We start from the raw sequence: 21,070 nt of genomic DNA, 5'->3' as shown, positions 1-21,070 counted from the left end.
CGCCGTCCCTGTGAACCCCTGCCGACGCAAAAGCCCGTTTTCAGAACCTTTTGCTGGTCATCGTGTGGACAGTTTCAACGGCATGTGCCGATTGACGTCCTTGTAGAGCAGATACCGGAATCGCCCCGGCCCGCCCGCGTAGCAGGCTTGAGGACAGAACGCGCGCAACCACATGTAGTCACCGGCCTCGACCTCGACCCAATCCTGGTTCAGTCGATAGACGGCCTTGCCCTCAAGCACATAAAGCCCGTGCTCCATGACATGCGTTTCGGCAAAGGGGATGACCCCGCCTGGTTCAAACGTGACAATGTTCACATGCATGTCATGGCGCAGATCACTTGGATCCGCGAAGCGCGTGGTGGCCCACCGACCTTCGGTGCCGGGCATTGGGGTTGGGGCGACGTCGCGTTCGTTGGTGATGATCGGATCGGGGGCCGGCAATCCGGGTACGGCCTCATAGGCCTTGCGTACCCAATGGAACCGGGCCACGGCGTCAGAGCGGTTGTGCAAGGTCCAATCGGACCCGGGCGGAATGTAGGCATAGCCCCCTGTGTCCAGCTCGTGGACCTGCCCCGCAAGGGTCAGGGTAACCGACCCTTCGACGACGAAGACCACGCCTTGGGCGTCCGGGTCCGTCTCGGGCGTATCGCTGCCGCCGCCCGGCTGGACCTCCATGATGTATTGCGAAAACGTCTCGGCAAACCCGCTGAGGGGGCGCGAAAGGACCCACAGTCGGGTCTGTTCCCAAAACGGCAGAAAGCTGGTCACGATGTCGCGCATCGTGCCTTTCGGGATGACGGCATAGGCGTCAGTGAACATGGCGCGGTCGGTCAGCAGCTGAGTCTGGTCCGGAAGCCCGCCGGTGGGCGCGTAGTAATTTTGATGAGCCATTCCTGTGCCTCAAGCTTGGTTTGCGATTACTATGGTCCCATCAGCGGCGGGCCGATAGCGCCGGCAGTCCGATAGGTTTGTTCGGCATTATTTGAAGGTCCGGCCGCTGGGGCTTGGCCCTGATTGCATGGATGTATATTCTTGGTGCAGATCAATTTTCACGAAAGCGAGTTTCGCATGACTGTCCGGTTGCCTGCTGCCCTGTTTGCGCTGTTTTTGTCGGGTGTCGTGGGGGCGGTCGATGCCAAGCCTCTGTCCCGGATCATCGCTGAAATGGGGCTGAGCCCGGACGACTATCAGGTTCTGGACGCGACGACGTCTTCGATGCTGGCAGGCGGGACCCCAAGCGTCGGGCAGGAGCGCAACTGGGTCAACGAGAAAACGGGCACCAAAGGCACGGTCAGGATACGGGACGTGAAGGACAACTGCGTTCACTTCCAGCACTTTGTGCAGCCGTCCGGGGCGGCGCCCAACCCGGAAATCCGCACCCGTCAGTGCAAGGATGCCAGCGGCAATTGGATTCTGACGCCGTAATCGCGGCTCAGTAACCGCGGCTGCGGTCAACCTCGTGCAGCAGGGGCTGACCTGCGCTCAGCCGCAGAAAGTTCTGGGCAACATCCGCCAACGCATCACCCAGATGCCATCCCGACACATGCGGTGTGATCGTGACCGCCGGGTGCCGCCATAAGGGGCTGTCTTTGGGCAACGGCTCTTGTGCGGTCACATCGAGAACCGCGTGCCCAGGACGACCCCGGTCAAGTGCCTCGATCAAGGCTTCCTCGTCGATCAGGTCGCCACGTCCCGCATTCAACAACTGGCTGCCGTCCTTCATCGCGCCGAGCATTTCTGCGTCAAACAAGCCGATGGTTTCGGGGGTCGAGGGCAGAATCGCGCAGACATGGTCGCAACCGCGCAGCATTCCCGGCAAAGCATCCTGCCCGTGCAGACAGGTCACATCTTCGATTTGCTTGGGCGACCGGCTCCAGCCGATGACCTGGAACCCGACATCGCGCAGCATGCGGGCGGTACGGCTGCCGATATGGCCCAGCCCCAGAACTCCGACTACGGTGTCAGATGTCAGCACCGGCGCTTTCGGCCGCCACTCGGCCCGCCGCTGAGCGTCCGCGTGAAAGCCCATGTTCCGGTGAGCGTACAGGATATAGGCCAGAAACCACTCTGCGATGCCTTGCGCCGGGGCGTCCGGTTTCAGGCGGGCCACGCGGACATGCGCGGGCAGGGCGGGGTTCGACACGATTGTCTCGACTCCGGCGCCCAACTTTTGCACCAGCTGCAGATTGGGTAGGCGGGTCGCGTGATCGTCCCGCAGGCCGACAACCGCCACCATGGTGACCTCGGCCGGGTCACCAATTGTGCTTGGCGTGCGCACATCGGCCGTTGGTGCATGTTGCCGTACTTCTTCGGCAATCTCGGCATCGCTCATCCAGTCGGACAGCCCGGTATCGATTAACAACGCCATCTGCGCCCCTCTTCCGTTTCAAATTGATTGCAAGTGACGTGCCGTCACGCGGCTGGACACAGTTGCCGCAGCTAAGCCATCCTCGGCGCAAAGGTAAAGCCCGGTTCCGGGATCTACGGAGGATTCTTCATGAACATGTCATTTGTCTTGCGCGAGGAGAACCGGGCGCTGCTGGAGCGGGTCCGCGACATGATCCGCAACGAAATCATGCCCCTGGAAGAGGAATACCAGGCCGAGATCAACAAGGGCGACCGCTGGCAGTACACCGAACGCCAGGCCGAGATCCTGGAAGGGTTGAAGGCCAAGGCCAAGGCGGCAGGTCTGTGGAACTTCTGGCTGACCGACAGCGACAAGGGCTTTGGCTTGACTACGGTCGAATACGCCTATTTCGCCGAAGAGATGGGCAAGACCCCGCTGGGCGCCGAGGTGTTCAACTGTTCCGCCCCCGACACCGGCAACATGGAGGTGTTCGAGCGCTACGGCACCGAGAAGATGAAAGAACAATGGCTCAAGCCGCTGCTCGAAGGCGAGATCCGCTCGGCCTACCTGATGACCGAGCCGGATGTGGCCTCGTCGGATGCCACGAATATCTCGATGTCCTGTGTGCGGGACGGGGATGACTATGTTCTGAATGGCGAGAAATGGTGGTCGTCCGGCGCGGGCGATCCGCGCTGCAAGGTCTACATCGTGATGGTCAAGACCGGCGGCGACGACCTGCCCAAGCACAAGCGCCAGTCGATGATCGTGGTGCCCGCCGACACGCCTGGGATCGAGATCCTGCGCCCGATGGAAGTATACGGCCATGACGACGCGCCGCACGGGCACATGCATATCCGGTTCACCGATGTCCGAGTGCCGGCCGAGAACATCCTGCTGGGCGAGGGCCGCGGGTTCGAAATCGCGCAGGGGCGCCTCGGGCCCGGTCGCATCCATCACTGCATGCGCGCGATCGGCCAGGCCGAGATGGCGCTGGAGCAGATGTGCAAACGCGCCCTGCAGCGCGAAGCCTTCGGCAAGAAGCTGGCGCAGCTGGGTGCCAATTTCGACATCATCGCCGAGTGCCGGATGGAGATCGAGATGGCCCGCCTGCTGTGTCTGAAGGCCGCGTGGTACATGGATCAGGGCGATGCGCGCGCGGCGGCTCCGTGGATCAGCCAGATCAAGGTCGTGGCGCCGCGCGTCGCGCTGAAGGTGATCGACGAGGCGGTGCAGATGTTCGGCGGGCAGGGTGTCAGCCAGGATACGCCGCTGGCCACCGCCTGGACGCATGTGCGCACGCTGCGGCTGGCCGATGGCCCGGATGCGGTGCATCGCCGTCAGGTTGCGCGGGCCGAACTGAAAAAGCATACCCAGGAAAAGATCTGACATGCAGGACGCGGCGATGCAGCCAGTGGTGGGTAAGACCGCTTATTTCCGGGTCGCGCCCGACGGGGCCTTTGTCGGAAATGACCCGGCGCGCGGGCCGTGGTCGGCTGACCACTGTCATGCCGGCCCGGTTGCGGGCCTGATCGTGCGCGCGGCCGAGATCGAGGTCGGCCCCGACAAGATGCTGACCCGCCTGACCGTCGATCTGCTGCGCCCGCTGCCTCTGTCCGGTCTTCGCGTGGCCGCCGAGACCGTGCGCCACACCAAGACGCTGGCCACCACGCGCGTCACGGTGCATGACCTGGACGATACGCTGTGCGCGACCGCCACCACGATGCATCTGGCGCGCCGGGATCTGGGGCCGGTGCCGAATGTGGCGATCCAAGGCCCCGACCTGTCGCAGATCGAAGACGGCCCGTTTCCCATCGGCGAAATGCGGCATGACCTGCCCGGCTTTGCCCATCATTCCGAGGTGGCCTATCCCAAAGGCGGCAACCAGGGGGCGGGGCCGAAAACCATCTGGATGCGCACCCCGCCTCTGCTCGAGGGCGAAACCCCCTCGCCGATCCAGTCGTTGTGCCCGCTGGCCGATTGCGGCAACGGAATTTCGTGGAATGCGCCGACCTCGGAAATGGGGTTCATGAACACCGACCTGACGGTGCAGATCCACCGCGAGCCGACCTCCGACTGGCTCGCCTCGGACTCCGTGTCGCACTGGCAGCCCAGCGGCATCGGGATGTCGCAGTCGGTTCTGTACGATACTCAAGGCCCGATCGGCACGGCGCTGCAGACGCTGGTCCTGTTTCCGCCGAAATGAGCGGCAAAATCCGTGCTTACCGCCGAACCGCGTTGCCAGCGCCGGTCGGGCACCCTATCTTCGCGTTCATGCGCTGGATACCCACCTTGTTCGCCTGTTGCCTGCCGTTTACCGCGGTGGCGCACCCGCATGTCTTCATCGACACCGGGCTGGAATTCATCGTGGACGAGTCGGGCAACCTGACCCATGTCCGCGTAACTTGGGCCTATGACGAGTTCTACTCGCTGCTTGTGCTCGAAGACATGAGGTTGGATCAGGACGGCGACGGCGTACTGTCCGAGGCGGAGGAGCAGCGCCTCGCCGGTTTCGACGCGCAGTGGGTCGAAGGATACAACGGCGATCTGGTCATCCTGGCTGCCGATCAGCCGGTTGCCTTGTCCGGCCCGCTGGAGCCACGCGCCACGACCGAAGATGGCCGCATCGTGACCACCCATCTGCGCAAGGTCGAGGGCGACCCGGTGGTTGCCCAAAGCCTATCGGCCAAACCCTATGACGAGACATTCTATACCGCCTACGAAGTGACGCGTCCGGTCACCGTTTCCGGGCCTGAATCCTGCCGGATCGACAGGTTCGAGCCGGATATCGACGGCGAACTGGCCCAGATGCAGGCCTTTCTGCTGACCCTGGACGCCGACTATGACCTCGAGGAGAACGACATCCCCCTGGTCGGTCAACGCTTTGCCACCGAGATCCGCGTTTCATGTCCCGCTACCTGATCCTGCCGGTCGGCCTGGCAATAGCGCTGCTGCTGTGGTTCTGGGGCAGCGGAGGCTTTGACAGCCTCGCGTCCTGGGCCGCGGGCGAGCAGCGGGAATTCCAGAACCAAATCGCCCGTGCCCTGCGGGCCGCGCGGGCCGAACAGCCCGAGGCCGTGGCCACGCTGCTGGCCGTCTGTTTTGCCTATGGGTTCTTCCATGCGGTGGGGCCGGGCCATGGCAAGGTGCTGATCGGAGGGTATGGGCTGGGCCGCAATGTCGCCTTTCTGCGCCTGTCGGCGATCAGCGTACTGTCCTCGCTGGGGCAGGCCGTGACGGCGATCGTTCTGGTGTATGCAGGCGTTCTGGTGTTCCAGATGTCGCGGGAAAGCTTGGTCGGCACCACCGAGCAGATCATGGCCCCGGTCAGCTATGGTGCGATCGCGGCCATCGGGCTGTGGCTGGTTCTGCGATCGCTGCGCAGTTTCGCCCGGCGCGGTCGTTCGGACAGTGCCCCGCATGACCATCACCATCATCATGATCACGGGCATCATCACCATCACGACAGTGAGGCTTGTTCCGATTGCGGGCATCGTCATGGCCCCACCGCCGAAGAGGTGGCCCAGGTCGGCAGCCTGCGCGAGGCGCTGATCCTGATCGCCGGCATCGCCGCGCGACCGTGTACCGGAGCTTTGTTCGTGCTGATCCTGACCTGGCAGATGGGCATCGCGATGGTCGGTATCGCCGGGGCCTTTGCCATGGCGCTGGGCACCGCGACCGTCACCACCCTGGTTGGCTGGACGTCGTTCGGGTTGCGGGGAGGGCTCTTGGCCTCGGCCTCGGCTACGCGGTTCGCGGCCGTGCTGGCGCCCACGATCGAACTGGTGGCCGGGCTGCTGATCGCGGTGATCGCCGGTGGATTGCTGCTGCGCGCGCTCTGACGTCAGTCGAAAACAGGATCGGGGTAGCCCACCCGCGCCAGGTACAAACCTTGCGGAGGGCAGACCGGCCCGCAGGCCGCGCGGTCGGCAGCCTCGAGCGCATCGCGCACGTCCTGCGGTGTCCAGGCGCCCGCGCCGACCCGTTCGAGCGTGCCGACGAAACTGCGCACCTGGTTGTGCAGGAAGGACCGGGCGCGGACGTGGAAATGCACCTCGGGGCCGGAAAAGCCCGGAACCTGTTCGACGCGCAGCTCGTCCAGCGTCTTGACCGGGCTGGCCGCCTGGCAGATCGAGGACCGGAAGGTGGTGAAATCGTGCCGCCCGATCAACATGTCGGCCCCAGCCTGCATCGCGGCGACATCCAGCGGATGCCCGATCTGCCAGACCTGGCCCTTGTCATGGGTCGCGGGCGCACGGCGGATCAGTATGCGGAACAGGTACTGCCGCTCGATGGCCGAGAACCGCGCATGCCAGTCATCCGCCACCCGCGCGGCCTTGAGAATCGCCACCGGCAACGGCTTGAGGTGATAGTTCAGCGCCTCGGACAGGCGGAACGGGTCCCAATCTTTTTCCAGGTCGCAATGGGCCACTTGCCCCAGCGCGTGAACGCCCGCATCCGTGCGCCCGGCGGCCGCGATCGTGTGTGACCCGGGCTGTAGTTTCGACAACGCCGCCTCGATGGCGCCCTGGACCGAGGGCAGATCCTTCTGCCGCTGCCATCCGGCAAACGGCTCACCTTGGTATTCGACTTTCAACGCGTATCTGGGCATGGGCTGCTGGTACCCTGCCGGAGGCGCCCGGGCAAGGGCAGGCGGCAAAAGCGCTGGCAACCGGGGCAGCGGCTACCTATCTTGGGACAAACAAGAAATGCGGGGCGGCGGTTTGGTCATCTCATCACTGGCAGACAGTCTTGTGCGCGGCGTCGAATCCGTCGGCGACCGCGTGTCCGAGACGTTTTTCGAACCGGTCGTGCGGCTGGGCGTCACCGGTCTTGCGCGGTCGGGCAAGACGGTGTTCATCACGTCGCTGGTGGCCAACCTGCTGGACCGGGGGAGGATGCCCGGCCTGGTCGCCCAACAGGAGGGGCGCATCAACGCCGCCTACCTGCAGCCGCAGCCCGACGACACAGTGCCCCGGTTCGATTATGAATCGCACCTGTCGGCCCTGACCGGGCCTCAGCCCCATTGGCCCGACAGCACCCGCGCCGTGTCCGAGCTGCGCCTGTCGTTCAAGGTCCGCCCTGCCGGGCTGCTGGCTGGCCTGCAGGGGCCACGCACCGTGCATCTGGACATCGTCGACTATCCCGGCGAATGGCTACTGGATCTGGCACTGCTCGAAAAAAACTATGACGACTGGTCGCGCGAAACGTTGGAGCGGATCGCGCAGCGTCCGGCCGCGGCCGATTTCCTGGCCCAGATCAAATCCGTTGATCCGGCCGACCCCCATGATGAACCCACCGCGCAGGCCCTGGCGCGGGGCTTTGCCGACTATCTGACTGCCGCGCGGGATGCGGGGTTTTATGACTGCACGCCGGGCCGGTTCCTGCTGCCGGGCGATCTGGCCGGGTCGCCGGTGCTGACCTTTGCGCCGTTGCCGGTCGAGAGCGCCGCGCGCCGCCGCAGCCTGCACCGCGAGATGGAGCGCCGGTTCGAGGCCTACAAATCGCAGGTGGTGAAGCCCTTTTTCCGGGATCATTTCGCCCGGATCGACCGGCAGGTGGTGCTGGTAGACGCGCTGGGCGCGATCCACAAGGGTCCGCAGGCGGTCGAGGACATGCGCCGCGCCATGGGCGACATCCTGTCGGCCTTTCGGCCCGGCCGCAATGCGTGGCTCAGCCAGATGTTGCTGGGCAAGCGGGTCGAACGCATCCTGTTCGCGGCCACCAAGGCCGATCACCTGCACCACCTGCAGCACCCGCGCCTGACCGCGATCATGGAGGCCCTGACCCGCGAGGCGCGCGACCGCGCCAGGTTCGCCGGGGCCGAAACCGCCGCAATGTCCATCGCCGCGCTGCGCGTGACGACCGAAGAGATCCGCAATCACAACGGCGTCGAACTGCCCTGCGTGCGCGGTAGTTTGGAGAATGGAAAACAGGCGGCCTTCTACCCCGGAGAGCTGCCCGAAGACCCCGCCCATCTGCTTAATCCTGCGCGTAAGGGGGCCGACACCTGGCTGGGCGAGGAGTACGGGTTCATGACCTTTGCCCCGGCACATCTTTCGCTGCGCCCCGGTGACGGCCCGCCGCATATCCGGCTGGACCGCGCCGCGCAGTTTCTGATCGGAGACCGGCTGTGACCGTCACCCTCAGGCCCGCGCGCAGCCTCGACGCTGGGGCGGTCGGAGAGATCCTGCACGGCTTTGCACGCGAAAACGACTGGATGCCCGAGCTGCATTCGGGGGCTGAAGCCATCGCTTTTTGTGGGCAGATGATCGACAAAGGATGGGTCACGGTTGCCGAACAGGGCGGCAAGGTCGCAGGCTTTTTGGCCATGGACGGAACCGAGGTTCATTGCCTGTACCTGAGTCCCCCTGCGCGGAATCAGGGGATCGGCACACAACTGCTGGACAGCGCCAAGGCAGGTCGCCGAGAACTGGCGCTGTATGCGTTTCAGGCCAACACGGGCGCGTGCCGGTTCTACGAACGGCACGGCTTTATAGAAGTGGCCCGCAGCGACGGGGCCGACAATGATGAACAACTGCCGGACATTCGGTTCGTATGGCGGAAAAAGGAGTGACGCATGGCCAAGGGTCCGGTTCTGATCGAGCTTGACGAGGATGCCCCGGCCGCCGACGTGGCGAAGGCCGCGCCGGTACCGGATATCGCGCCACCCCAGGGGCAGGCGATGCAGGCCGCGGCCCGGCTGGCCGCGCGCAAGCCATCGGTTCTGGGCCGGTGGTTCTGGGGGTTGGCGCTGGCGGTGGTGGGGGCGGCGGTCTCTGTCGCCGCGTGGGATTTCGCCACCTCGTTGATCGCCAGCGTTCCGGTGCTGGGCTGGATCGTGACCGGCCTGATCTGCGCGCTGGTGCTGGTGGCCCTGCTGATCGCGCTGCGAGAACTGGCGGCGCTGGGCCGGCTGTCGCGGGTGGACGGGATGCGCCGCGCCGCCGATGCCGCGCTGGCCGATGCCGATCTGGCGCAGGCCCGGGCCGTGACGCAGCGCCTGATCGCGTTCTATCGCGGGCGCGAGGATACGCGCTGGGGCCGCGACCGTCTGGCCGAACGGATCGAGGAACAGTTCGACGCCTCGGGCCTGCTGGGACTGGTCGAGGACGAATTGCTGGCCCCGCTGGACGCCGCCGCCAGCCGCGAGGTCGAGGCCGCCGCGCGCCAGGTCGCGACGGTGACGGCGCTGGTGCCGCTGGCGCTGGCCGATGTGGCGACGGCGCTGCTGGCCTCGTTGCGGATGATCCGCCGGATTGCCGAAATCTATGGCGGGCGGGCCGGATTCCTGGGGGGCTGGCGATTGACCCGAGCAGTGTTCGTTCACCTAGTGGCCACGGGCGCGGTGGCCGTGGGTGACGACCTGCTCGAACCGGTTCTGGGCGGGTCGGTCCTCAGCAAGCTGTCGCGCCGCTTTGGCGAGGGGCTGGTCAACGGCGCCCTCAGCGCCCGCGTCGGCGTGGCCGCGATGGAGGTCTGCCGACCGCTGCCCTTCTCGGACCGCCACAGGCCGTCGACCCGCGGCATGATCTCGCGCGCGCTGAGCGGGCTGTTTTCCAAGGGTTGATCTGCCGCAAAGCCAACGGGCCGCTGCGCAGGGCACAATCTCCCGGGAAGGGAGACCAGCCATGGCGGATCACGGCCACAGCCAACAGGAAATCGCAGACCGGATCGACGCCCCACCCGGGCGCGGGTTCCTGCGTGACGTGGTCTATGGCGGGATCGACGGTTCGGTGACCACGCTGGCCATCGTGGCAGGCGTGGCCGGGGCCGGGCTTTCGCCCTTTGTCATCGTGGCCTTGGGCCTGGCCAACGTGCTGGCCGACGGATTCTCGATGGCTGCGGGCAACTACTCGGGGACCAAGGCCGAGTTGGACAATATCCGCCGGATCCGCGCCATCGAAGAGCGCCACATCCGCCTCTACCCTGACGGCGAGCGCGGCGAGGTGCTGGAGATCCTGTCCCGCAAGGGCTTGTCGGGCCGGGTGCTGGAGCAGGCAACCGATGCGATCACTGCCGATCGTGACACCTGGATCAACCTGATGATCGAGGGCGAATACGGGCTGGGCAGCGTCGATCCGCATCCGCTCAAGGCTGCTGCGGCCACCTTCGCGGCCTTTGTCGTGGCCGGCATGGTTCCGCTCGTGCCGTTCTTGTTGGGTGTCGAGGGCGCGTTTGCAGCCTCGGTCCTGATGACACTGGGCGTGTTCTTTGCCATCGGCGCGATGAAAAGCCGGTGGTCTCTGGCACCCTGGTGGCGTTCGGGGCTTGAGACGCTGGCTATTGGTGGAGCGGCGGCGGCAATTGCCTATGTCGTCGGGTCCCTGTTCCATCCCTAGATCACTGGCGCCAGATCGCAACAGGCTGAAACCATTCGGGATTTCCCGACTGTCTTACCGCACCTGCACAGGATAGCCTGTAATGCAGATTTGCCCGGAGGTGCGGTTTGGAATCTCTGCTTGTTCTTGTTGGCTTGGTCGTTTTGGCGATGCCGGTATCTATTGTCGTCTTGCTGGTCGGCCATGCCCGTCTGCGGCGGCGGGTCGAGCAGTTGGAGAGTCGGTTGGGTGCCGGGCCGCAACCGGACGCGGAGCGGCCACCACAGACGCAGTCCGCGCCAATCGAAGCACCGACGCCTGAACCGCGACCGGCCCCTTGGGGCCTGCCGAAACAGGAAAGCCCACCGACGCCGGACCAACGGCCTGACGCTGAAGAATCGGCAACTGTTACTGAGAGTGCATCGCCTCCGGCCGCGGTTGTGTTCCGCGCCGAACGGTTCGACGATCTGGGCGCGTGGCTGCGCGAGAACTGGTTCTATGCCGTATCCGCCCTGTCGCTGGCGCTGGCGGGGATTTTTCTGGTGCAATACGGGGTCGAAAACGGGTTGCTGCCGCCCACCGCGCGCGTGTTGGCGGCCTTGGGTTTCGGCGCGCTGCTGATCGTGGCCGGAGAGGTCGTCCGGCGCCGATACGGCGATGACGAGTCCTCGGCGACTGCCTATCTGCCTTCGGTGTTTTCCGGCGCGGGGCTGGTCACGCTGTTTGGCGGCGTTCTGGCGGCGCGCCAGCTCTATGACCTGATCGGCCCCGAGGCGGCCTTGGCGGGCATGATCGCCATCGCTCTTGTCGGGCTGGTTCTGGGCTGGTTCCACGGCCCGCTGCTGGCGGCGATCGGGTTGATCGGAGCCTTTGCTGCACCTTTCGTCGTGGGTGGCGATTCGGCTGACCCGTCTTGGCTGTACGGATATTTCTTCGTGATCACCGGGCTGGGGCTTGGGATCGACGCGGTGCGGCGCTGGGCCTGGGTGTCGGTGCTGTCGCTGGTGGGCGCCTATTTAGCGGGCCTTTTGCTGGTGACGGGTTCGCCGATCACGGAACCGGCTTTCCTCGTCTACGTGGCCGCCATTGCCGTGATCGCCATTGCCATTCCCGTGCGCCGGATCTGGCCCGATCACGACGGCGCGATGTTCAGCGAACTCCTAGTCAGAAAAACCAGTGGTCCGTGGCCCGAATTTCCGACGCGCCTGGCCTTTGGGGCGGTGCTGGCAAGCTCGGCCATTCTGGCGCTGCAATGGGCCGATACGAGCGGTGAGTTCTGGCTGGCTGTGATCCTGCTGGCCGGGCTGGCTTTCGCCCTGCTGATCTGGGCAAAGGACGCGCCGGCCCTGCAGGACATGACCGCGCTGCCTGCCTTGGGGCTGGGTGGTTTCGTATTCACGCATGGATTTGATGACGGCGCGGTGGCGCGTGGGTTCTGGCAGACCTATTCCGAAACGCCCGAGGCCGATTTTCCGTTGGCCGTGACCTGGCTGGTCGCGTTGGGCGCGGTGATCTCACTTCTGGCGGCATGGCGGTCGTTCCGGGGTGGGCGGTACCCGCTGGTCTGGGCCGGCGCCGCCGCGCTGTACGCCCCGGCGCTGGCCATCGCGCTTGAGCTTGGCTGGCGCCCGGCCAGCGTGATCGGTGCCTACCCCTGGGCCCTGCATGCGGTCGCGCTTGCGGCGCTGATGGTGGTACTGGCCGAGCGCTTTGCGCGCGTGGATAGCGAGGCCCGGATGCGTCCGGCTTTGGCCACGCTGTCGGCCTTGTCCTGCCTGACCTTCGGCTGCGTGATCGTGCTCAGCTCGGCGGCGCTGACCATCGCTTTCGTGGTCACGATCATCGCGGCGGCGGCGCTGGACCGGCGGTTCAACCTGCCACCGATGAGCTGGTTCATCTGGGCCGGAGTCGTCACCGTCACGTTCCGGCTGATCCTGAACCCGGGTCTGGACTGGGCGCTGCACGCGCCGGTTCCGGAAATGGCGCTGGTCTATGGGGCTGCGGTTGCAGGCTATCTTGCCGCATGGTGGATGCTGCGCCCCCTGGACCGCCCGGTCGCCAATGTCATGTTGGACAGCGCGGCTTGGGCGACGGGCGGCGTTCTTTTGTCTCTGCTGCTGCTGCGCTGGTTGGAAGGGCTCGGCGAGGGCGGTGCCGACGACAGCCATTGGGGGCTGGGCCTGCTGTCGGCCATTTGGCTGCTGCTGGCCTTTGCGCAGGTGCAGCGCTTTGCGCTGGGCGGGCGACTGAACTGGGTGCGGGTCGCATTGGGCGTATTCTTCGCCGCGCATGGCCTGTTGTGGCTGGCGCTGGCTGCGACAGTGGCCAACCCTGTTTTGCGTTTTGGGGCAGATCCTGTTCTGGGGCCTCCAGTCTTGAACACGCTTGCCATTGCCTATCTGCTGCCGGCCCTCGTCATCGGCCTGTCCGCGTGGCGGACCCCCAAGATGTCGGCGCAGTTGCGGCTGGCCTGTCAGGGGGTGTCCGTTGCGCTGGGCGCCTTGTGGCTGGGCCTGACAATCCGGCATTTCTGGCAGGGCGCGGCAGGCATGTATGAAGGCAACGGCGTATCCCAGCCCGAGCTTTATACCTATACGCTCGCCCTGCTGGTGATCGGTGCGGCGCTGTTCTATCAGTCGCTGGCGCGTCGGTCGGACGTGATGCGCAAGGCCGGGCTGGCGGTGATCGGGCTGGCGGTGGCCAAGGTGTTCCTGATCGACATCTCGGGGCTGGGCGGTCTGATCCGGGTGTTTTCGTTGCTGGCCTTGGGGCTGGCGCTGGCGGGTCTGGCCTGGCTGAACCGCTGGGCCAAGCTGCGCCATTCGCCGCAGGGGCCGGAAGCTCTGGACCAATAGGCGCAACCGGCCTATAAGCCCGGCCATGCAAGACGTTCTGGCCATTATCATTCGAATTATATCCCCGGCGCTCTGAGTTTCCGAGACGCCGGGCAAAGGTGCTTGAGTTCATCGCACCGACCGCTTCGATCCAAACACGCCAAGATCATCCAAGGGACGCCTCTCCATGTGCGCCGACACGACCCAGACACCCGACTACAAAGACACGCTGAACCTGCCCCGAACCGAATTCCCCATGCGCGCCGGCCTGCCCAAGCGCGAGCCCGCATGGCTGGACCGCTGGGAGAAGATCGGCGTCTATGACCGCCTGCGCGACAAACAGGGTCGCAAGCCCTTCACGCTGCATGACGGCCCGCCCTACGCCAACGGGCACCTGCATATCGGCCACGCGCTGAACAAGACGATCAAGGACATGATCGTGCGCAGCCACCAGATGATGGGCTTTGACGCGCGCTATGTGCCCGGCTGGGACTGTCACGGCCTGCCGATCGAATGGAAGATCGAGGAACAGTACCGCAAGAAGGGCAAGAACAAGGACGAGGTTCCGGTTATCGACTTCCGCCAGGAGTGCCGCAAGTTCGCCGACGGCTGGATCGACATCCAGCGCGAGGAGTTCAAGCGTCTGGGCATCACCGGCAACTGGGCCGATCCCTACGTCACCATGGACTATCACGCCGAGGCGGTGATCGCGGACGAGTTCATGAAGTTCCTGATGAACGGCACGCTGTATCAGGGCTCGAAACCGGTGATGTGGTCGCCGATCGAAAAGACCGCCCTGGCCGAGGCCGAAGTCGAGTATCACGATAAGGAAAGCTTCACCATCTGGGTGAAGTTCAAGGTGGTGAACACCGGCGACACCACGCTGGACAACGCCTACGTGGTGATCTGGACCACGACGCCCTGGACCATGCCGTCGAACAAGGCCGTGGTATACGGCAAGGACATCTCGTACGGGCTGTACGAAGTGACCGGCCGCCCCGAGGATTGCTGGGCCCGGATCGGTGACCGGTACCTGCTGGCCGACAATCTGGCCGCCGACGTGTTTGCGCGGGCGCGGCTGGACGACACCATGTACCGCCGCCTGTGCGACGTCACGCAGGACGATCTGGCCAAGATCCAGCTGCAGCACCCGCTGGCAGGGGCCGAAGGGTCCAACGGTGAATGGGATGACATCCGCGATTTCCGCGCGGCCGATTTCGTGACCGATACCGAAGGCACCGGCTTCGTTCATTGCGCGCCCTCGCACGGGATGGAGGAATTCGAGCTGTACCGCGATCTGGGCATGCTCGAGCAGGTCATCACCTACAACGTGATGGACGACGGCAGCTTCCGCGCTGACATGCCGTTCTTCGGCGGCAAGTACATCCTGTCGCGCAAGGGCGGCGAGGGCGATGCGAACAAGGCTGTGATCGACAAGCTGGCCGAGGTCGGCGGGCTGCTGGCGCGTGGCAAGATCAAGCACAGCTATCCGCATTCTTGGCGGTCCAAGGCGCCGATCATCTATCGCAACACACCGCAATGGTTCGTGTCCGTCGACCGCAAGCTGGACGATGGCATGGACGAAATGGGCGGCACTATCCGCGAACGCGCCCTGCGCTCGATCGACGAGTTGGTAAAATGGACGCCGCCCTCGGGCCGCAACCGCCTGTATTCGATGATCGAGGCGCGCCCCGACTGGGTTCTGTCGCGCCAGCGTGCCTGGGGTGTGCCACTCACGTGCTTCACCAAGAAGGGCGCTCTGCCCACCGACCAGGACTATCTGCTGCGCAACCCGGACGTGAACACCCGCATCAAGGCCGCGTTCGAAGAATACGGCGCCGATGTCTGGTACACCGACGGCTTCAAACAGCAGGTGCTGGATGGCATCGTGAACCCCGACGATTATGACCAGGTGTTCGACGTTCTGGACGTGTGGTTCGACTCGGGCTCGACCCATGCGTTCGTTCTGCGCGACCGTGAAGATGGCACCGTCGACGGCATTGCCGATGTCTACATGGAGGGCACCGACCAGCACCGTGGATGGTTCCATTCCTCGATGTTGCAGGCCTGCGGCACGATCGGCCGCGCGCCGTATCGCAACGTGGTCACGCACGGGTTCACGCTGGACGAGAAGGGCAACAAGATGTCCAAATCGCTCGGCAATACCATCGTACCGGAAGAGGTCGTCAAGCAATACGGTGCCGACATCCTGCGCCTTTGGGTGGCTCAGACCGACTATACCGCCGACCAGCGGATCGGGCCGGAAATCCTGAAAGGTGTCGCCGACAGCTATCGCCGGCTGCGCAATACGATGCGCTTCATGCTGGGTTCGCTGGCCGACTTCACCGAGGCCGACCGGATCGACCCGGCCGAGATGCCGCGTCTGGAACGCTGGGTGCTCAGCCGCCTGGCCGAGTTGGACGAGCAGGTCCGCAAGGGCTATGCCGCGTTCGACTTCCAGGGCGTGTTCAGCGCGGTGTTCAACTTTGCCACGGTCGACCTGTCGGCCTTCTATTTCGACGTGCGCAAGGATGCGCTGTATTGCGACGGGGACACCCCGCGCCGCCGGGCCGCGCGCACGGTGCTGGACATCCTGTTCCACCGTCTGACTACCTGGCTGGCGCCGATTCTGGTCTTCACGATGGAAGAGGTCTGGCTCGAGCGGTTCCCGGGCGAGGACGGCTCGGTGCATCTGGTCGACTTCCCCGACACGCCTGCCGATTGGCGCGACACCGGGCTCGAGGCGAACATGGCCAAGATCCGCCGTGTACGCCGTGCGGTGACCGCCGCGCTGGAAGTGCAGCGCCGCGACAAGGTCATCGGCTCCAGCCTCGAAGCCGCGCCGATCGTGCATGTCGAGGATGCGGAAACCCGCGACCTGCTGGCGACCTTCGACGTAGATGACCTGTGCATCACCTCGGGCCTGACCGTCACCGCCGACCCCGCCCCGGCCGAGGCGTTCCGCCTGCCCGAGATCGAGGGCGTCGGTGTCGTGTTCGAAAAGGCCGAAGGGGCCAAGTGCCAGCGCTGCTGGAAGATCCTGCCGGATGTGGGACGCCACGCCCACCCCGGCGTCTGTGGCCGATGCGATACGGCGCTGAGCTGAAAATGATCCCTGAAACCCCCGCCATCGCGCGGGGGTTTTCTTGCGGCTTGCGACGCAGCCGCCGATCTGAAACTCTGCGCCCATGCCGATGATTGCAGTGGAAACCCAGTTCGGATGCCTCGGGGTCGAAGAAGAGGACGGTGCCATCACCAGTCTGGTGTGGGACGGTCACACAACGGGTGAGACGACCCCGCTGCTGATCGAAGCGGCATCACAGATCAGGGCCTATGCCGAGGGCCGGTTGCAAAAGTTCGACTTGCCACTGCGTGTCGTTGGGTCCGAATTCCAGAAACAGGTCTGCGACTTGATGTCCGCGATTCCTTTCGGTTACACGCGGACTTACGGTGATATCGCGCAGGATCTTGGGTGTCCGGCGCAAGCTGTCGGGCAGGCCTGTGGTGCCAACCCGATTCCGGTGATCATTCCCTGTCACCGCGTTCTGGCGGCAAGCGGCCTTGGCGGGTTCTCGGGGCAGGGCGGGGTTGAGGGCAAGGTTGCCCTGTTGCGTCACGAGGGGGCTGCCAGTCTGCTGATCTGACCGCCGGAATCCGGTTGCAATCTTTCGCAAAGCGTCCCAACCTGAGACAGTTTTCGAACCCGAAGGACTGCAATTCATGACTGCGAAAATTGACCCCGCCGCCCGGAAGAAGGCCATCATTGACCAATTGATGGCGTTGGAGGCACAGGAGTTGGCGACGGCGCAGGCGCACCACGATGCCTTTCAGAAAGAGTCCCAATTGGATGACCGGGAAGGCCACGACAAGGATGATATCGCGGCATCGCGCGAAAGCGCAGATCTGGCCGCCGCGTTTGACGGGCCGGTGCATGCGCATCATGCCAAGATTGACGTGATCGAAAACACCGATTTCAGCCTGACGGATACAGTGCAGCCGGGCGCCGTAGTCTGGCTGGGCGATCGGCATTTCGTCGTCTGCGTGTCGACCACCAAGTTCGACGTGGATGGTGAAACATATATGGGGATTTCAACCCAAAGCCCGATCTATCTGGCCATGGCCGGAATGCGCAAGGGCGACGTCTTCACCCACAATGGCACCGAGTTCGAGATCCGGGAAATTCTCTGATCTGTGATTTTCGCCCGTTCGGGCCGCGTCTCAATCGCGGCTCGGCGGCATGATTTGCTGGGCGATCCCCGCCGAGACCAGATACAGGCTGGTCACCACCAGACCCCAATGCGCCCAGCTTTGCGGGTGAAAATCCACCCAAGCGGCCCATCCGGCAAAAAAAGTCCAGGCGAAGGCCATGGGCAGGGACAGGTTGCGCCAGCGTTCGGTGCGCACGGGGTGAATGAATTTCAGGGGCAGAAACATTGCAACGGCCAGCAGCGCCACAAGGACGAGGCTGAACCAGAAGTCGGGCTTCAGCGCAAAGATCACCACCACGACCATGTTCCAGCAGCCAGGAAACCCGGAAAAGGAATTGTCCTTGGTCTTCATCCGCGTGTCAGCGAAATACATCGCGCTGGCGAATGTGATGACGATGATCGCGAACCAGCCGGTCCAGCCGTCCATCAGACCGGATTTGAACAGCGCATAGGCCGGAATGAAGACGTAGGTCAGATAGTCGATGATCAGATCCAGCAGCACCCCGTCGAACTCGGGTGCGTTCTTTTTGACGTGATAGTGCCGGGCCAAGGGGCCGTCGATTCCGTCGACGATGAACGAAACGACCAGCCACAGAAACATCAGGCTCCACTTTTCCTCGACCGCGGCCAGCATGGCCAGCATCGCAAATACGGCTCCGGTCGCGGTGAACAGGTGAACTGCTAAAGCTTTGAATCTGAGTGTCATGACCCGTGTCATGTACGATGCGCGCCCGAGATGCAAAGCAAAAAGCCCCCGGTATCGGCGCCGAAATGTGGTTGCTGCAATTCCGCCGCGTCTCAGGCTTTGGGGTGCGCGCGGTTGTACACCTCCATGAGGCGCGCAGTGTCGACGGCTGTATAGGCCTGGGTGGTCGAAAGGGAGGCGTGACCCAGCAGTTCCTGAATGGCCCGGAGGTCTCCGCCGACCGACAGAAGATGGGTGGCAAAGCTGTGCCGCATCGCGTGTGGAGTGGCCGTTGCCGGAAGACCCAGTTGCATACGCGCTTTGGCCATGACGCCCTGAATCGCCCTTGGATTCAGAGCCTTGCCCCGTACGCCGCGGAACAATGGGGCGGTCGGGCTTTGGGGATGTGGGCACAACTCAAGGTATCGGTCGACCGCTTGGCGCGCAGCGGGGATGACAGGAACGATCCTTTCCTTGTCACCCTTGCCGACAATTCTCAGCGTGTTGGGCAGGGGGGCATCCGCGCCGGTCAGGGACAGCGCTTCGGAAATGCGAAGGCCGCAGCCATACAGCAGGGTCACGACGGCAACGTCGCGGGCGGCAACCCAATCTGACCCGGACTGCAGCTCGACCGTCTCGATCATGGCGCGGGCGGCGTCTTCGGCCAGCGGGCGAGGCAGTTTCTTGGTGTATTTCGGGGCGCGGGTGGACAGGACGGCGGTGGGCTCGAATCCTTCGCGTTCGGCCAGCCAGCGATAGAAGCTTTTGACGGCGGACAGTTTTCGCGCCAGTGACCGTGCCCCGACACCGGATTCGCGTTGCTGTGCCATCCAAGCCCGCATGTCCGAAACGGTGATGCGCTCGAGCGCCGCCAGCCCCTGCCGTTCGCTGTGATGCAAAGTCATGAAAGACAGGAAATCTGAGACATCCCCGCGATAGGCATTGATGGTGTTTTCCGAACGGCCCGCCAAAGCGTTCAATCCCTCCAGCCACAACTGCAACGCATCGCGGCAGGCTGGAGAGATCAGGCTCACGACAGCCAGTGGCGCATCGACCGTTCGAATACGCCTGCAAAAAAGGCCAGCAGATCAGTGCCCAATTGAGGCGAGAAGTGCCTTGGGTCGCGCGCGCCCATGACAATCATGCCCGGCAGACGCCCTTTGCCGAGATCCAGCTGCATACACGCCTCAGATTGCAGTTGGTCCAGCTGATCCCCGTGCACTCTGCGGTTGGGCTGGCGGATTTCGCGCAGGACAACCTCGCGCGCGGAGTGGTTCGGTGCGTTGTCCATGTAGGATTGCACGAAACCCGGTTCCGCCACGGCCAGAACACCGTCCAGCCGGTCGATGCTTGGGTCCTGCTGGACCATCGTTGTTTCCAGGACCAGCGTAATGCGGTCGACGCGGAGGATTTCGGCAACTTCCGTACCCAGCACGCGCAGGAAGTCCTCGAATTCCGTCGGCTCGAGCAGGCGCAGGATGGCGCGGTGAACCTGGTTGGTTCCGGCGAGGTTCTCGTAGGCGGCGGCGATGACCGAGCGGTGAGTGTCCTCCAGCCGGTCCAGCCGTGCCTCGAGCCGTTGCATGGCGATTCCGCGCAGGTCGATGATGTTGTCTCCGCGGGCGCGTTCGTTCGCGGCGACCAGCGCCTGCATCAGATCCTTGTCGTCCAGCACGGCGTCCGGCTCGGCCAGAATCGCGGCGCGGAGGTTGTCCTCGAGTTTGGGATTGCTGCTCATATCCTGTCCGGTCTTTTTTGTTAGGGGCGTTATAGCACGGGTGCCCGGAAATACCTTGGGAAAAATGCACGTTTAGGTGGATTAGGCGCCGTGTGTGGGGGCGTGGCTCCCGCCTGCAGGAATTTGATCAAAGATCAAGCCCCCTGCAGTTGGGCCAGGCGCGGCCCCGGACGGGGCCGCGCGGTTGTACTTGGGATCAATGGATCACAGAATCTTCTGGCCGGTCTTGGCCCAATCCGACAGGAAGGCCTCGAGCCCCTTGTCAGTCAGCGGATGATCAGCCAGCTTCTTGATCACGGCAGGCGGGGCGGTGATCACGTCGGCGCCGATGCGGGCGCTGTCGGCCACATGGTTCACGCTACGGATCGAGGCGGCGAGGATTTCGGTTTCGAACCCGTAGTTGTCATAGACCTGACGGATGTCTGCGATCAGGTCCATGCCGTCGAGGTTGATGTCGTCCAGACGTCCGATGAAGGGCGATATGAAGGTCGCGCCCGCCTTGGCCGCCAGAAGCGCCTGGTTGACCGAGAAGCACAGGGTGACGTTGACCATCTGGCCTTCGTCGCTGAGCGTCTTGCAGGTTTTCAGACCGGCCCAGGTCAGCGGCACCTTGACGGCGATGTTCGGTGCGATCTGCGCCAGCTTGCGGCCTTCGGCGATCATGTCCTCGGCTTCGGTGGCGACGACTTCGGCGGAAACCGGGCCATCGACCAGGTCGCAGATATCCTTGGTCACCTCCAGAATGTCGCGACCCGATTTCAGGATCAGCGAGGGGTTGGTGGTGACACCGTCCACCATGCCCAGGTCGTTCAATTCGGCGATGGCGTCGATTTCGGCTGTGTCTACGAAGAATTTCATCGGGGCAGTCCTTTGATGGGTTGGCCTTGCTCGCGGATGCCTTTACCTCAAAGAGACCCGTGCTGAAACCCCTGCTGAAGAA

General features: G+C 64.2%; 20 protein-coding genes. 13 read left to right on the top strand and 7 right to left on the bottom strand.

Going from position 1 to position 21,070, the window contains the following annotated elements; translation table 11 throughout:
* Positions 1 to 57: 57 nt before the first annotated feature.
* On the bottom strand, positions 58 to 891 hold the full coding sequence (locus ACR0CU_RS09810) for a bifunctional allantoicase/(S)-ureidoglycine aminohydrolase (protein WP_170446954.1): 834 nt from the start codon (positions 889 to 891) through the stop codon (positions 58 to 60).
* A gap of 177 nt (positions 892 to 1,068) precedes the next feature.
* Here ACR0CU_RS09810 and ACR0CU_RS09805 point away from each other — a divergent pair, with 177 nt between their 5' ends.
* A complete protein-coding gene (locus ACR0CU_RS09805; RefSeq protein ID WP_170337492.1) occupies positions 1,069 to 1,425 on the top strand; it encodes a hypothetical protein in 357 nt (118 codons plus the stop codon).
* A 7-nt stretch (positions 1,426 to 1,432) separates the two neighbouring features.
* Here ACR0CU_RS09805 and ACR0CU_RS09800 read toward each other — a convergent pair whose 3' ends face one another.
* A complete protein-coding gene (locus ACR0CU_RS09800; protein WP_170358124.1) occupies positions 1,433 to 2,368 on the bottom strand; it encodes a 2-hydroxyacid dehydrogenase in 936 nt (311 codons plus the stop codon).
* A gap of 129 nt (positions 2,369 to 2,497) precedes the next feature.
* Here ACR0CU_RS09800 and ACR0CU_RS09795 point away from each other — a divergent pair, with 129 nt between their 5' ends.
* The 4 genes from ACR0CU_RS09795 to ACR0CU_RS09780 all read left to right on the top strand — a co-directional run bounded on the left by ACR0CU_RS09795 (position 2,498) and on the right by ACR0CU_RS09780 (position 6,186).
* Positions 2,498 to 3,733 (top strand): acyl-CoA dehydrogenase family protein, encoded by a 1,236-nt coding sequence (locus ACR0CU_RS09795; protein ID WP_170446952.1) that lies wholly within the window; start codon positions 2,498 to 2,500, stop codon positions 3,731 to 3,733.
* A gap of 1 nt (position 3,734) precedes the next feature.
* Entirely contained in the window at positions 3,735 to 4,550 is an 816-nt protein-coding gene (locus tag ACR0CU_RS09790; RefSeq protein ID WP_254429346.1) for a thioesterase family protein, read from the top strand.
* Between the two features lie 68 nt (positions 4,551 to 4,618).
* Positions 4,619 to 5,266 (top strand): DUF1007 family protein, encoded by a 648-nt coding sequence (locus ACR0CU_RS09785; protein WP_170446950.1) that lies wholly within the window; start codon positions 4,619 to 4,621, stop codon positions 5,264 to 5,266.
* Positions 5,251 to 6,186: a nickel/cobalt transporter gene (locus ACR0CU_RS09780; RefSeq protein ID WP_170446948.1), complete on the top strand. Its 936-nt coding sequence runs from the start codon at positions 5,251 to 5,253 to the stop codon at positions 6,184 to 6,186. Before ACR0CU_RS09785 ends, ACR0CU_RS09780 begins: the two co-directional genes overlap by 16 nt.
* Positions 6,187 to 6,188: 2 nt before the next feature.
* On the opposite strand, the gene truA is transcribed toward ACR0CU_RS09780, so the two are convergent.
* Positions 6,189 to 6,956, bottom strand: a complete 768-nt coding sequence (truA, locus tag ACR0CU_RS09775) for a tRNA pseudouridine(38-40) synthase TruA (RefSeq protein ID WP_170358129.1) — start codon at positions 6,954 to 6,956, stop codon at positions 6,189 to 6,191.
* Between the two features lie 112 nt (positions 6,957 to 7,068).
* Here truA and ACR0CU_RS09770 point away from each other — a divergent pair, with 112 nt between their 5' ends.
* The 8 genes from ACR0CU_RS09770 (at position 7,069) to ACR0CU_RS09735 (ending at position 17,687) form a co-directional block, all read left to right on the top strand.
* Positions 7,069 to 8,481 (top strand): YcjX family GTP-binding protein, encoded by a 1,413-nt coding sequence (locus ACR0CU_RS09770; protein ID WP_170446946.1) that lies wholly within the window; start codon positions 7,069 to 7,071, stop codon positions 8,479 to 8,481.
* Positions 8,478 to 8,921: a GNAT family N-acetyltransferase gene (locus ACR0CU_RS09765; protein ID WP_170435350.1), complete on the top strand. Its 444-nt coding sequence runs from the start codon at positions 8,478 to 8,480 to the stop codon at positions 8,919 to 8,921. The genes ACR0CU_RS09770 and ACR0CU_RS09765 overlap by 4 nt, the downstream gene beginning before the upstream one ends.
* A gap of 3 nt (positions 8,922 to 8,924) precedes the next feature.
* Positions 8,925 to 9,914 (top strand): YcjF family protein, encoded by a 990-nt coding sequence (locus ACR0CU_RS09760; protein WP_170446944.1) that lies wholly within the window; start codon positions 8,925 to 8,927, stop codon positions 9,912 to 9,914.
* Positions 9,915 to 9,975: 61 nt separating this feature from the next.
* On the top strand, positions 9,976 to 10,686 hold the full coding sequence (locus tag ACR0CU_RS09755) for a VIT1/CCC1 transporter family protein (RefSeq protein ID WP_170390665.1): 711 nt from the start codon (positions 9,976 to 9,978) through the stop codon (positions 10,684 to 10,686).
* Positions 10,687 to 10,793: 107 nt separating this feature from the next.
* Complete coding sequence (locus ACR0CU_RS09750) at positions 10,794 to 13,520, top strand: DUF2339 domain-containing protein (RefSeq protein ID WP_170446942.1); 2,727 nt, start codon at positions 10,794 to 10,796, stop codon at positions 13,518 to 13,520.
* 166 nt (positions 13,521 to 13,686) lie between these two features.
* The gene (gene ileS / locus ACR0CU_RS09745) at positions 13,687 to 16,605 is read left to right on the top strand and encodes an isoleucine--tRNA ligase (RefSeq protein ID WP_170337851.1); all 2,919 of its coding nucleotides are present in this window, start codon (positions 13,687 to 13,689) and stop codon (positions 16,603 to 16,605) included.
* Between the two features lie 82 nt (positions 16,606 to 16,687).
* A complete protein-coding gene (locus ACR0CU_RS09740) occupies positions 16,688 to 17,143 on the top strand; it encodes a methylated-DNA--[protein]-cysteine S-methyltransferase (protein WP_170337853.1) in 456 nt (151 codons plus the stop codon).
* A gap of 76 nt (positions 17,144 to 17,219) precedes the next feature.
* The gene (locus ACR0CU_RS09735) at positions 17,220 to 17,687 is read left to right on the top strand and encodes a hypothetical protein (RefSeq protein WP_170337856.1); all 468 of its coding nucleotides are present in this window, start codon (positions 17,220 to 17,222) and stop codon (positions 17,685 to 17,687) included.
* A 30-nt stretch (positions 17,688 to 17,717) separates the two neighbouring features.
* On the opposite strand, the gene ACR0CU_RS09730 is transcribed toward ACR0CU_RS09735, so the two are convergent.
* The 4 genes from ACR0CU_RS09730 to fsa all read right to left on the bottom strand — a co-directional run bounded on the left by ACR0CU_RS09730 (position 17,718) and on the right by fsa (position 20,988).
* Positions 17,718 to 18,413, bottom strand: coding sequence for a CDP-alcohol phosphatidyltransferase family protein (locus tag ACR0CU_RS09730; protein WP_093962794.1), 696 nt, complete (start codon positions 18,411 to 18,413; stop codon positions 17,718 to 17,720).
* A 92-nt stretch (positions 18,414 to 18,505) separates the two neighbouring features.
* Positions 18,506 to 19,426, bottom strand: coding sequence for a tyrosine recombinase XerC (locus ACR0CU_RS09725; RefSeq protein ID WP_480642913.1), 921 nt, complete (start codon positions 19,424 to 19,426; stop codon positions 18,506 to 18,508).
* Positions 19,423 to 20,130, bottom strand: coding sequence for a DUF484 family protein (locus tag ACR0CU_RS09720; protein ID WP_480642911.1), 708 nt, complete (start codon positions 20,128 to 20,130; stop codon positions 19,423 to 19,425). The genes ACR0CU_RS09725 and ACR0CU_RS09720 overlap by 4 nt, the downstream gene beginning before the upstream one ends.
* A gap of 204 nt (positions 20,131 to 20,334) precedes the next feature.
* On the bottom strand, positions 20,335 to 20,988 hold the full coding sequence (gene fsa, locus ACR0CU_RS09715) for a fructose-6-phosphate aldolase (RefSeq protein ID WP_170358148.1): 654 nt from the start codon (positions 20,986 to 20,988) through the stop codon (positions 20,335 to 20,337).
* Positions 20,989 to 21,070: the final 82 nt, after the last annotated feature.

Source organism: Ruegeria sp. BC2 (assembly GCF_056539245.1).
This window is presented reverse-complemented; position numbering and strand designations above follow the sequence as displayed.